General features: G+C 60.0%; 10 protein-coding genes. 6 read left to right on the top strand and 4 right to left on the bottom strand.

Translation table 11 applies throughout. The features are described from left to right. Nucleotides 1–302: 302 nt before the first annotated feature. On the bottom strand, nt 303–1445 hold the full coding sequence (locus tag G6L97_RS02160; RefSeq protein ID WP_003511827.1) for a site-specific DNA-methyltransferase: 1143 nt from the start codon (nt 1443–1445) through the stop codon (nt 303–305). A gap of 232 nt (nt 1446–1677) precedes the next feature. Between G6L97_RS02160 and G6L97_RS02155 the strand changes: the two genes are divergently transcribed. Continuing rightward, nucleotides 1678–2778: a hypothetical protein gene (locus tag G6L97_RS02155; protein WP_065661290.1), complete on the top strand. Its 1101-nt coding sequence runs from the start codon at nt 1678–1680 to the stop codon at nt 2776–2778. Here the strand turns inward: G6L97_RS02155 and G6L97_RS02150 are convergent. Continuing rightward, entirely contained in the window at nt 2738–3199 is a 462-nt protein-coding gene (locus G6L97_RS02150; RefSeq protein WP_041694521.1) for a DUF1284 domain-containing protein, read from the bottom strand. The genes G6L97_RS02155 and G6L97_RS02150 overlap by 41 nt on opposite strands. A 215-nt stretch (nt 3200–3414) precedes the next feature. Continuing rightward, nucleotides 3415–4095: a GntR family transcriptional regulator gene (locus G6L97_RS02145; RefSeq protein ID WP_013635630.1), complete on the bottom strand. Its 681-nt coding sequence runs from the start codon at nt 4093–4095 to the stop codon at nt 3415–3417. A 191-nt stretch (nt 4096–4286) separates the two neighbouring features. Here G6L97_RS02145 and G6L97_RS02140 point away from each other — a divergent pair, with 191 nt between their 5' ends. Beyond that, on the top strand, nt 4287–4976 hold the full coding sequence (locus tag G6L97_RS02140) for an HAD family hydrolase (RefSeq protein ID WP_111783269.1): 690 nt from the start codon (nt 4287–4289) through the stop codon (nt 4974–4976). A gap of 196 nt (nt 4977–5172) precedes the next feature. Here the strand turns inward: G6L97_RS02140 and G6L97_RS02135 are convergent, their stop codons facing one another. After that, nucleotides 5173–5712, bottom strand: a complete 540-nt coding sequence (locus tag G6L97_RS02135) for a hypothetical protein (RefSeq protein WP_003511819.1) — start codon at nt 5710–5712, stop codon at nt 5173–5175. Nucleotides 5713–5988: 276 nt separating this feature from the next. Between G6L97_RS02135 and thrC the strand changes: the two genes are divergently transcribed. The 4 genes from thrC to G6L97_RS02115 are packed head-to-tail and all read left to right on the top strand — an operon-like array spanning nt 5989 to nt 12249. Continuing rightward, nucleotides 5989–7386, top strand: coding sequence for a threonine synthase (thrC, locus tag G6L97_RS02130; RefSeq protein WP_111783270.1), 1398 nt, complete (start codon nt 5989–5991; stop codon nt 7384–7386). A gap of 19 nt (nt 7387–7405) precedes the next feature. Further along, nucleotides 7406–8704 carry a M16 family metallopeptidase gene (locus G6L97_RS02125; RefSeq protein WP_003511816.1) on the top strand — a complete coding sequence of 433 codons (1299 nt, stop codon included), beginning with the start codon at nt 7406–7408 and terminating at the stop codon, nt 8702–8704. 33 nt (nt 8705–8737) lie between these two features. Continuing rightward, nucleotides 8738–9337 (top strand): GNAT family N-acetyltransferase, encoded by a 600-nt coding sequence (locus G6L97_RS02120; protein ID WP_003511814.1) that lies wholly within the window; start codon nt 8738–8740, stop codon nt 9335–9337. Next, nucleotides 9334–12249, top strand: a complete 2916-nt coding sequence (locus G6L97_RS02115) for an EAL domain-containing protein (RefSeq protein ID WP_003511812.1) — start codon at nt 9334–9336, stop codon at nt 12247–12249. Before G6L97_RS02120 ends, G6L97_RS02115 begins: the two co-directional genes overlap by 4 nt. Nucleotides 12250–12322 lie beyond the last annotated feature (73 nt).

Raw genomic sequence — 12322 nt, 5'->3', positions numbered from 1 at the left:
GCGGAAATGGCGGTCTCCTGCCTGCGCCAGTCCTGCCGCAAGCGGCATGGGACAGCAATGTTTTCGTGAACTTTCCGAACCGGATTTTCACAACCATTGCTTTGCGTAGGACACTATGACCGTTCTCTTGCGCGAAACTTGTCTGGCTAAATTTAGATATTCAAAAATACCAACGCCCGACACCGAAGTGCCGGGCGTTGGTCGTTCTCCATCCGGGACTGAAGGTACTAAACCGGACGGAGACGTATGCTGACAATGGCGGGCGGTGGATCGTTGCCTTCAGCCTTTTGGGCTTTAGACTGTCAGGCCTTTGCCAGTTCACTGCGGATGATTGTTCTCAGATCATCGATAGGCTTCAGCTGGTCGCCATCCTCGAAGTGCCAGAACGTCCATCCGTTGCATGCGTCGAGACCCTGCACCTTTGCACCAAGACGGTGAATGGAGCCGGCAGTCCCGCCGGATGCAATCGTACCATCGGCACGAATAATGGCGCTATAACGGCGCTTTGCATCGGTCAGCACCTGGCCGGGACGGACGAGACCGCTTTCCACCAGGGTGTTGAAGGCAACACGCGGTTCGGCCCTCTTGCCGGTCATAACGGTCAGCTCCGCCTTGCCGAGCGGCTCGACGGCGGCGATGCGGGCAGACGCCGCGTCGATGTAATCCTGTTCGCGTTCGATACCAACGAAGTGGCGGCCGAGACGTTTTGCAACCGCACCCGTGGTGCCGGAGCCGAAGAACGGGTCGAGCACGATGTCGCCAGGCTTGGTGGAGGCCATGATGATGCGTGCCAGCAATGCTTCCGGCTTCTGGGTCGGATGCACCTTCTTGCCGTCGTCACCTTTCAGCCGCTCATGGCCGCTGCAAATCGGGAACAGCCAGTCGGAGCGCATCTGAACGTCGTCGTTGGAGGCCTTCAGCGCTTCGTAGTTGAAGGTATAGCCCTTGGCTTTCGGATCGCGGCTCGCCCAGATCATGGTCTCATGGGCGTTCTGGAAACGGCGGCCCTTGAAGTTGGGCATGGGATTGGTCTTGCGCCAGACGATATCGTTCAGGATCCAGAAATCGAGGTTCTGGAGCATGGAGCCGACACGGAAGATGTTGTGGTAGGAGCCGATGACCCAGATGGTACCATTCGGCTTCAGCACGCGGCGGCAGGCCAGCAGCCAGGCGCGGGTGAAGGCATCATAGGCCTCGAAGGAGGAGAACTGGTCCCACTCGTCATCGACCGCATCAACCAGCGACTGATCTGGCCGGTGAAGCGTACCGCCAAGCTGGAGGTTGTAGGGCGGATCGGCGAAAATCGCATCCACCGACTGGCTCGGGAGGGCATCCAAGGCAGCGACACAATCACCTTTGATTATGCTGTCTTTCCAGGCGTCACTCTCGCCCGCACGATCAAAACCGGCACGCCGAAAATCGGCCAGCGGAAAAACTGCTGCCATTGGTACTCGCTCCATACGCTTACTCTCTACTGATGCTTATGGTTACCGAAGATGGTTATCAAAGCCTGAACAAGTCACGGAAAATGCGAAATAAATGGCTGTTGCGGCCGACACGCGCAATTTGCTGGCGCGGGCGGGGAACCCGAAGTGGCGCAAAAACGTTGTGCACAACGGGTTGTCCTGTTCCGCATGTCGGTGCTGGCAATACCGGCAACTCAGGGGGTAATCCGCAATGACGTCCGTAACGCGAGTGGCTTCTTTTTCAGTGCATGCCTTTTCCGCGGCTCTTCTTCTGGCGGCACTGCCGTCAAGCTTGGGGGCGCAGGAGCCGGCACCGCTATACAACGTCGTCACCGACGCTGTACTGTTCGATGGCGGCCCCTCGCTCGGCAACAGCGACAGGGTGCGGTGGGATTTCTACAAAGCCGACCGGGCCGGAGTGCGCAGCGACGTCAATGCCGGCGGCTCCTACGACGCCACCTTCGAAGCGAAGCTGCCGGCGGGTAAATATGTCGGCGTGGCAGCGCTGGGCAACATCCGTCGCGAAATACCCTTCGAGGTGAAGGAGGGAAGCCTAACGAGGCCAAAGGCTAATTTCGACGCGGCGGAACTGACGGTGGTGCCAAAACGCAGCCCCGGCGGCGATGTGGAAAGCCAGGCGAAAACCGAAATCACCAAAGACGATTTCAAGGACAGCGTTTACGGGCAGAACACGACCTTCGTGCCGGCGGGCGAACTCCTCCTCACCGGCAGCATCGGCCCTGCGCGTGCGCAGGAAACGCTTGCCATCAAGGCGGGCGAGACGATCAGCCACGATCTAGTCATCCCGAGCGGCGTGGTCGTTGCCAAGGCGGCCTATACGGACGGTGGCAAGGCTGTGGAAACGGACGATATCCGTTTCGAAGCGCTTTCAGCCAAGGAGACGCTTGATGGCACTCGCCAGACCATCAACGGTGTTTACGGCACCGGCAAAACCATGGAAATGCCTGCCGGCGATTTCGTGATGCGCGCGCGTCTGGGCAAGGTCACGGTGGAACAGCCCTTCACCGTAACTGCAGGAAAACGCACTGAGATCAACCTCAACCTCGATGCTGGTGTTCTGGCAATCACGGCACCGGGTGCGGAGCGGATCGACATCGTCGAAACGACCAAGGACCTCCAGGGTACGCAAAAGGAAATTTCCGGCCGTTACGGCAACCGGCATCAGGAGACCCTGCATCCCGGCGATTATTCGGTGAAGGTGAGCTACGACAAGAAATCCGGGCGCGAGCCGAAGGAGATCAAGGCGACGGTCAAGGCCGCCGAGAGAACCGAGACGAATGTGCCGGAGTAGCAGTAAGCCGCTGCCCGGCCGGGTGCGGCGGCGGCTCGCCAATCTTCACGCCGGTAAATCCTGATGCCGCGATGCGATCGCACAGCCTAATCCACTGGCAGCCGCGACAGGCCTGCCGGATGTCTCCGGCAGCAAAGGCCAGACGCATTTTCTCAAGCAGCTCCGGCGTTGCCCGCAGCCGCTTTCCGGCGGTGATTGTCTCGTTCAAAAGCGTTGAAACCGAAAGCCGGGCCGCCTCGTCCCTCTGCACCACGCCCTCGTTGAAACAGTGGGCATGGCTTTCGCACAACAGGCCAACGCAGATATCGTCCGGCCCATCGACCAGCTCGATATCCTCTTCGCCGGCGTTCAGCCGAGCGGCGACACGGTCGTAGTTTTCGACAAAACCGGAGGTATATCCCTTCCCCACATAGGTCAGCATGCAGAGAAGGTGATGGGCGCGAAGGCGGACCGTCACAGGGCGCGTTTCCGATCAAGGAAACAGATCGGCGGACAAAGGAAAAATCCGCTCCGTGATTTCGCCGTATCAGCAGCCATCCATGCTCCCTTCACGCACCGCGGATCGTCATCGCGGGCGGATATCGATAACCGACTTTTCCGGCGGAGTCCAAACGAGCGCAGCCAATCGTTCCCGGCCTATCCGACGATGGCGAAGGCATCGTGCACCGAGCCTGAAGGGGTGCGGATTGCCTTGCGACCGATCCATTGCACGTGCCCGTCGAGAATTCGCACCGCCTCCTCGGCACGGCCGCCGCGCAATGCGTCGAGGATCGCGCGGTGATCGGTATCGGTGCGGCGCTCCCATCCTGCCCGCCAGGCGGAAAACAGGAACCGGGCGCTCGCGGCATGCAGGCCGTCGATCGCCTCCATCAGGCGCGGCATGTTGCAAGGCGCCGTGATGAGGCGGTGGAAGCGGCGATTGGCCTCTTCCCAATGCTGCACGTCGACCGCGCTATCGCCTTCGAGCGTGGCGGCCTCCGCCTGGTCGAGAATGGCTGAAGTCATGTTTGGAATGGCGTGGCGCAGCGCCAGAACCTCAAGCGCGGCGCGCATTTCCGCGACTTCGCGCACATCGGCAAGGCCGAAATCCGCGACCCGCACGCCGCGGCGCGGAATGCTGGCGGCCAAGCCCTGCGCCTCCAGCCTGCGGAACGCTTCGCGCACCGGCACATGCGATGCGCCGAATTCGGCGGCGATGTGATCCTGCCTCAGACGTTCACCCGGCGACAGCTCACCGCGCACGATGCGGTCAGCCAGAGTGCGGCTGATGCGTGCGGCAATGGTATCTTCGGGTCTGGTTTTCGCTGTCTTGGGCATAACATCCCATAACGCATCCGGCGCTGATCTGTGTAGCGGTTTTTGCACGCAGGAAACGCGCAAAGCCAAATCCCAGCTATGAGCCGGGCGCGACCGACCCTTGCGGGCCAGCCGGTTGAGCTTGACGCGGACTTGGTCTAAAAGCCCGGGCATCACTTTTTTCCAAGGCAAATCCGATACAGGGAGCGCCCATGAGCGGCTTCGACCTCATTATTTTCGACTGTGACGGCGTTCTGGTCGATTCCGAAATCATCGCCGCACAGGTGGAGTCCCGCCTTCTGACCGATGCCGGGTATCCGATCTCCGTCGAGGAAATGGGCGAGCGTTTCGCCGGCATGACCTGGAAGAACATCCTCCTGCAGGTGGAAAGCGAAGCCAGCATCCCGTTTTCCGCATCGCTGCTCGACAAGTCGGAAAAGCTGCTGGACGCGCGGCTGGAACGCGACGTGAAGATCATCGAGGGCGTCAAGTTCGCTCTGTCGCGCCTGACGACACCGCGTTGCATCTGCTCGAATTCATCCAGCCACCGCCTCGACATGATGCTGACGAAGGTGGGCCTGAAGCCCTATTTCGCACCGCATATCTACTCCGCCAAGGATCTCGGAGCCGACCGCGTCAAGCCGAAGCCGGATATCTTCCTGCATGGCGCAGCCCAGTTCGGCGTTTCACCGGATCGCGCCGTCGTAATCGAGGATTCCGTGCACGGCGTGCATGGTGCAAAGGCAGCCGGCATGCGCGTCATCGGCTTCACCGGCGCATCCCACACCTATCCCAGCCATGCCGACCGGTTGACGGACGCGGGCGCGGAAACGGTGATTTCACGCATGCAGGACCTGCCCGCCGTTATTGCAGCGATGGCGGAGTGGGAAGGCGCTTTTTAATCTCTGGCTTTGTCACAAACGCCACTTCGTCATGCTCGGGCCTGTCCCGAGCATCTGCAACGACTTGATTCTACGATACGTGTTCGGATCCTCGGGACAGGCCCGAGGATGACGTTGCGTATGAGCCATGGTTTGTTTGCGATCTGCCCGAAAGCCCGCAAAAGCAGCCTCCGGTTTTTACATTTCGCCCGTCAAATCACCGGCGCTTGGTCTTGGCCTTTGCGCCCTGCTCGGCAAAACCGATATAGACACTGACCGACCTCGGTGCGCCGCCCGGTCCGTTGGGAATGGCGACATGATCGTTGTTGAAGATGAACTGCGTGCCGGCACCGCCTGCAGCAACGTCGATGGCGAAATTGGTCGTTTCGCCGTAAATCTCGCCGTCGCCGTCCTTAACGGTGACGCGGATCGGTACGGTCACGCGGCCGGGCTTCGACATCGGGCCGGGAACGAGACGGCCCTGGGCCAGCACGTTTACCGTCAGCGTGGTTTCGTTCGCGGTACAAGAGCGCGTCGTGTCTGACAGCGAAACCTGATAGGCGAGTTTCTGCGGATCGTCCTTTGCGCCACCGGCATAGACGCGGTGGACGGCATTGGCATCGAGAACCGTGACCGTCGGGCAGTTGGCCTGCACCACCGGAGCAACGGCATTTGCCTGCGCCGCCGGAGGGTTGACGGCAAGCGAGTCTGACGGATTGGAGGAATTGCATCCTGCAACAACGGCCAGAAGCGACATCGCGGCGGACAAACGCAAGAAATTCCCTGACACTCTTCTAATTCCCTCTCCATTGTCCCGGATCCGAACCGGAGACGCTGTTTATTGACCTTTCACGCAGGTTGGCGATGGTCTATAGCAGCGACGCCGGAAAAAATCGATTGGCATGTTTGGTTTTGCTTGAATTTTCAAAAAAGCCCTTCATTACCTCGCCAATCGCCTCATTCCGGCGGGATGCTGCTGATAAAGAGCCGGTAACGGCAACGGACAGACCGGTAAACGACAAGGGACTATCTCGTGAAATATGTATCGACCAGGGGTGCGGCCCCTTCGCTTGGTTTCTGCGACGCGCTTCTGGCGGGCCTTGGCCGTGATGGCGGGCTTTACGTGCCGCGCGAATGGCCCTCCATGTCGAAAAAGGAAATCCGCAACCTGCGCGGCAAGTCCTATCAGGACATCGCGTTTGAAGTTCTCTACCGTTTCACCGGCGGTGAAATTCCGGCCGACAAGTTCAGGGCGATGATCGACGACGCCTATGCGACGTTCCGCCATCCGGCCGTAGCACCCTTGACGCAGACCGGGCCGAACACCTTCGTGCTGGAGCTTTTCCACGGCACCACGCTTGCCTTCAAGGACGTGGCGATGCAGCTTCTCGCCCGCCTGATGGATTATACGCTGGCTGAACGCGGCGAGCGCGCCACCATCGTCGGCGCCACCTCCGGCGACACGGGCGGCGCAGCCATCGACGCCTTTGCCGGGCGCGAGCGCACCGACATCTTCATCCTTTTCCCCAACGGCAAGGTCTCTCCGGTGCAGCAGCGCCAGATGACGACCTCCACCGCCTCCAACGTGCATGCGCTGGCGATCAACGGCAATTTCGACGATTGCCAGAACCTCGTCAAAGAAATGTTCAACGACGCGAAATTCCGCGACGGCGTCAAGCTTTCGGGCGTCAACTCCATCAACTGGGCGCGCATCATGGCGCAGGTGGTCTATTATTTCACGGCGTCCCTGTCGCTCGGCGGTCCCGACCGGAAGATTTCCTTCACCGTCCCAACGGGCAATTTCGGGGATATCTTCGCCGGTTACGTCGCCAAGAAGATGGGCCTGCCGATCGACAAGCTTGTCATCGCCACCAACGACAACGACATTCTGGCGCGCACGCTGAAGACCGGCCGTTACGAGATGCGCGGCGTCACGCCCACCACCTCGCCCTCGATGGACATCCAGATCTCGTCCAATTTCGAGCGGCTGCTGTTTGAGGCCTATGGCCGCGATTCCGCTGCGGTAAAGGCGTCGATGGATGGCCTCAAGCAATCCGGCGCGTTTGAAATCCCGCCGCATGCGCTGAAATTCATCAAGAAGGATTTCCGCGCCGGCCGTGCCACCGAAAAGCAGGTGGCGGCGACGATCCGCAATACGCTTGAGAAAACCGGTTACCTGATCGACCCGCATACGGCGACCGGCGTTTTTGTGGCGGAAAAACACGAAAAGGCATCAAGCCCGATGGTGGTCCTGTCCACTGCCCATCCGGCTAAATTCCCGACCGCCGTAAAATCCGCTTGCGCAATCGACCCGGCGCTTCCAGTATGGCTAGCTGACATTATGAACCGGGAGGAGCGTTTCGACATTCTGGACGCAGAGCTGAAGACGGTGGAAACCTTCATCGGCAGCCACGCACGCGCCGGCAAATAGAGACGCGGAAAGACTTGATATGAGAGTTAATGTGACCCGGCTTTCGTCCGGGTTGACCGTTGTCACGGAAAGAATGCCGCATCTCGAAAGCGTTGCTCTTGGGGTGTGGATCAAATCCGGGTCCCGCAACGAGACGACTGCCGAGCACGGCATCGCCCATCTTCTCGAGCATATGGCCTTCAAGGGTACGGCGCGCCGCACCGCCCGGCAGATCGCCGAAGAGATCGAAAATGTCGGCGGCGAAGTCAACGCCGCGACATCGACGGAAACAACTTCATACTACGCCCGCGTCCTGAAAGACCACGTTCCGCTCGCCGTCGATATTCTTGCAGACATCCTGACGGAGTCGCTGTTCGACGAAGACGAGCTGGAGCGGGAGAAAAACGTCATCCTCCAGGAAATCGGTGCCGCCACCGATACGCCTGACGATGTGATTTTCGACAATTTTTCCGGCGTCGCCTATCGCGACCAGACCATCGGCCGCCCGATCCTCGGCACTCCGGAAACCGTGCAATCCTTCACCAGCGCCCAGATCAGGCATTATCTCGCCCGCAACTATACAACGGATCGCATCTTCGTCGTTGCAGCGGGTGCTGTCGATCACCAGAGCTTCGTGAAGCAGGTGGAAGAACGCTTTGCCTCGCTGCCGCAGCTGCCGGTCACCACGCCGGTTCTCGAAAAGGCGATCTATACCGGCGGGGAAATCCGCGAGACCCGTGACCTCATGGACGCGCAGGTGCTTCTCGGCTTCGAGGGCAAGGCCTATCACGCCCGCGATTTCTACTGTTCGCAAATTCTCGCCAATATTCTTGGGGGCGGCATGTCATCGCGCCTGTTCCAGGAAGTGCGAGAGTCCCGCGGCCTTTGTTATTCCGTTTATGCCTTCCATTGGGGTTTTTCCGACACCGGCATTTTCGGCGTGCATGCGGCGACCGGCGGCAACGACCTGCCGGAACTGATGCCCGTCATCGTCGACGAGTTGCGCAAGTCTTCCCAGACCATTCATCAGGAAGAAATCGACCGCGCCCGCGCACAAATCCGCGCGCAACTGCTGATGGGTCAGGAAAGCCCGGCAGCCCGTGCCGGCCAGATGGCACGGCAGATGATGCTTTACGGCCGGCCCATCCCCAATGAGGAGATGATGGAGCGCCTGAACGACATCACGCGGGAACGCCTGACCGATCTTGCAGGACGGCTGTTTTTCGATACAGTTCCGACATTGTCTGCAATTGGCCCGCTCGAACAGCTGCCGCCTCTTTCAGACATTACTGCCGCGCTTTCCGCGCAGCAGCCCGCAAGGATAAAGGCGAACGGCTGAGGGTTGCGGTTTCTTTCCGTACAGGGATGGTGAATGCTGCGTTTTCTTTCCCGACATAACGACACCCCGGAACTGCGCAGCGCCAACCATCTTCTCAGACTGCCGCGCTATGGCGATTTCAAGCAGTGGCACGTTCTGCGCTCGGAAAGCCGTCAGTTTCTCCAGCCATGGGAACCCACCTGGCGCCCGGACGAACTGACGGAAGGCTCCTTCCGCACGCGTGTGGTGCGCAACGGCCAGGAGTTTTCCTCCGGCACCGCCGTGTCGTTTCTGCTATTCGAGAAGGAGACGTTGCTCGTTGGCGGCATCACCATCGGTTATATCAGGAGGGGTGCTGCACAAAGCTGCATGATAGGATATTGGGTGGGCGAACGCTACGCCGCGCAAGGCCATATGTCTGCCGCATTAAAATTGGTAATACCCTATATCTTCAACGGACTTCAGTTGCACCGTATCGAGGCAGCCTGTATTCCGGAAAACTTCAAAAGCATCCGGCTTCTCGAAAATGCCGGGTTCCAGCGGGAAGGCCTCTTGCGGGAATATCTGAAAATCAACGGCCAATGGCGGGATCATACGATGTTTTCCCTTCTTGCCGACAAGCAAAGCTCCAGTGGAACGAAGTACGATACATGACTTACACTCACTCTGCGCCGTGCCTGTCGAAACGTCTGGCGGCAATTGCACTGGCTGCGCCGTTCTTCCTGTTTTTCCTGCTTTTTTCGTCTCTTTCCTACGCCTTCGAGCCGGTGAAGATTTCCCGTGACGATACGGCGCTCGATCTCACCGCGACAACCGATATCTATGCCAATCAGGGTGAAGCCTTTCAGGTCTCGACCGCGCCCGGTCCGGATGGCATCCGCCGCCGTATCGAGGTGCGCGCCAGCTCCACCGACCATCAGGGCGACTGGGCCGTCTTCGCGCTCGCCAACGTCTCGGAAGAGCAGCTGGAGCGCGTTATCGTCGCACCGCATTTCCGTCTGGTGAATTCCAAGCTCTTCTGGCCCGATCTCGGCTCGCAGCGCATCATCGCGATCACACCGAGCGAAGGCTTTGCGCTTGACCGGCAGCCAAGCCCGGATGCCGACGTCTTCCGCATCACGCTCAATCCCGGCTCCGTCATCACCTTCGTCGCCGAGCTGTCGACCCCGCAATTGCCGCAGATCTATCTGTGGGAACCGGAAGCCTACAAGGATACGATCAACGCCTTCACGCTCTATCGCGGCATCGTTCTCGGCATTGCCGGCCTGCTGGCCGTGCTCCTGACCATCCTGTTCGTCGTCAAGGGAACCTCGGTTCTGCCGGCGTCGGCCGCGCTCGCCTGGGCGGTGCTCGCCTATATCTGCGTCGATTTCGGCTTCCTTGAAAAACTCATCACCGTCACATCCAGCGATCAGCGAATATGGAGGGCGGGCGCCGAAGTGGCTCTCGCCTCCAGCTTCGTGGTCTTCCTGTTCACCTATCTCAATCTAAACCGCTGGCACGCGCATCTGGGTTATGCGACCTTTGCCTGGGTGGTGGGTCTGGCGCTGCTGTTCGGCGTCGCGATTTACGATCCTTCGGTCGCCTCCGGTATCGCGCGCGTCTCCTTCGCGCTGACGGCGACGGCCGGCATCGCACTCATCATCTATCTCGGCTTCAACCGTTACGACCGGGCGATTTTGCTCGTTCCGTCCTGGGCGCTCATCCTCGTCTGGCTGTTCGGCAGCTGGCTGACGGTGACCGGACAATTGGACAACGACATCGTTCAGCCGGCGCTTGGCGGCGGGCTGGTGCTGATCGTGCTTCTGATCGGCTTCACAGTCATTCAGCATGCCTTTGCCGGCAGCGCCTATCAGCAGGGCCTGTTTTCCGATCTCGAACGGCAATCTCTCGCACTGACGGGCAGCGGCGATACCGTGTGGGACTGGGACGTGACGCGCGACCGCATCGTCACCACACCTGACATTTCCAACCGTCTGGGGCTGGAGCCCGGCACGATGCATGGTGCTGCGCGCAACTGGCTGCCGCGCCTGCATCCTGACGATCGCGACCGGTTCAAGGCAACGCTCGACGTGCTGCTCGACCATCGCAAGGGCCGCCTCAATCACGAATTCCGCATTCGCGCTGAAGACGGACATTTCCATTGGCTGCAAATCCGCGCCCGCCCGGTTCTCGGCTCCAACGGCGAAATCATCCGCTGCGTCGGCACCATCACCGACATCACCGAGCAGAAGAACTCGGTGGAGCGGCTGTTGCAGGATGCGATGAATGACAATCTGACCGGGCTACCAAACCGGCAGGTCTTCCTCGACCGCCTGCAATCGATCCTCAACCTCTCTCCTGAAAGCGACGGCGTGCGCCCGACGGTGATGGCGATCGATATCGACCGTTACAAGCTGGTCAACGATACGCTCGGCATTGCTGCAGGCGACAATATTCTCATCGCGCTGACACGGCGTCTGCGCCGCCTGTTGAAACCGCAGGATACGCTGGCGCGTCTCGGCGGCGATGAATTCGGCCTGATCCTGACCTCGGAGCGCGATCCGCAGCGGGTGGCCGATTTCGCCGATGCGGTGAACAAGGCAATCATGGTGCCGATCAATTTCGCCAATCGCGAAATCATCCTCACCGCCTCCATCGGCCTCGTTTCATGGATCGACCAGCAGGAAAGTGCCGCAGGTCTCTTGAGCGATGCGGAACTGGCGATGTACCGCGCCAAGCGCGCTGGCGGAAACCGCGTCGAGCCGTTCCGTCCCGCTTTCCGCACGTCCGGCACCGACCGCCTGCAAATGGAAAGCGATCTTCGCCGCGCCATCGAGCGCAAGGAGCTGTCGCTCGCCTATCAGCCCATCGTCAAGCTTGACGATGGCGCGCTGGCCGGTTTCGAGGCGCTGATGCGGTGGGAACACCCCAAACGCGGCAACATTCCGCCGAGCGAATTCATCCCCATCGCGGAAGCCTCCGGCCTGATCGAACCGCTCGGCATGTTCGCGCTGGAAAGGGCAGCGACCGACCTGATGGACTGGCAGCATTCCATCGAGAAGATGCCGATCTTCATCTCCGTCAATATTTCCAGCGCGCAATTGCTGAATAACGAATTGTATAACGACGTGCGCGGCATGCTGACGCGAACGCGCTGTAATCCGCAGCAGCTGAAGCTGGAGCTGACGGAATCCGTGGTGATGGAGAACCCGGAACAGGCGCGGCTGGTGCTTTCCAAGCTGAAGGAAACGGGCATCAGCCTCGCCATGGATGATTTCGGCACCGGCTATTCGTCACTTGCCTATCTCACCCGCTTCCCCTTCGACACGATCAAGCTCGACAAGGCACTGGTGGCCAATACCAGCGACAAGCGCAACGTGCTACTGCGCTCCGTTATCGCCATGGCGCGCGCTCTCGATATGCAGGTGGTGGCGGAAGGCATTGAAACGCCTGAGGATGCGGCGGAACTCTCACGCATGAACTGCCATTTCGGCCAGAGCTTCCTGTTCGGCACACCGGTTTCCGGCGATGCGGCGCTGAAGCTTTTGCGGGAGCGGTTCCAGCCGACGAAGCGAGCTTCGTAAGAGGTATTGGAATATGGGGTGGTAAAGGGCTACTCCATCCACCGCCGTCATTCCGGTATTGAGCCGGAATGAC

Origin of the sequence: Agrobacterium tumefaciens (genome assembly GCF_013318015.2) — a bacterium.
GTDB classification, from domain to species: Bacteria; Pseudomonadota; Alphaproteobacteria; order Rhizobiales; family Rhizobiaceae; genus Agrobacterium; species Agrobacterium tumefaciens.
This window is presented reverse-complemented; position numbering and strand designations above follow the sequence as displayed.

What these genes read in the sequence shown, in the direction of transcription:
- G6L97_RS02125 (WP_003511816.1), top strand. Translation starts at nt 7,406, where the DNA reads ATGAGAGTTAATGTGACCCGGCTTTCGTCCGGGTTGACCGTTGTCACG.
- G6L97_RS02135 (WP_003511819.1), bottom strand. Translation starts at nt 5,712, where the DNA reads ATGTCGCTTCTGGCCGTTGTTGCAGGATGCAATTCCTCCAATCCGTCA.
- G6L97_RS02115 (WP_003511812.1), top strand. Translation starts at nt 9,334, where the DNA reads ATGACTTACACTCACTCTGCGCCGTGCCTGTCGAAACGTCTGGCGGCA.
- G6L97_RS02145 (WP_013635630.1), bottom strand. Translation starts at nt 4,095, where the DNA reads ATGCCCAAGACAGCGAAAACCAGACCCGAAGATACCATTGCCGCACGC.
- G6L97_RS02155 (WP_065661290.1), top strand. Translation starts at nt 1,678, where the DNA reads ATGACGTCCGTAACGCGAGTGGCTTCTTTTTCAGTGCATGCCTTTTCC.
- G6L97_RS02120 (WP_003511814.1), top strand. Translation starts at nt 8,738, where the DNA reads ATGCTGCGTTTTCTTTCCCGACATAACGACACCCCGGAACTGCGCAGC.
- G6L97_RS02140 (WP_111783269.1), top strand. Translation starts at nt 4,287, where the DNA reads ATGAGCGGCTTCGACCTCATTATTTTCGACTGTGACGGCGTTCTGGTC.
- G6L97_RS02160 (WP_003511827.1), bottom strand. Translation starts at nt 1,445, where the DNA reads ATGGCAGCAGTTTTTCCGCTGGCCGATTTTCGGCGTGCCGGTTTTGAT.
- G6L97_RS02150 (WP_041694521.1), bottom strand. Translation starts at nt 3,199, where the DNA reads ATGCTGACCTATGTGGGGAAGGGATATACCTCCGGTTTTGTCGAAAAC.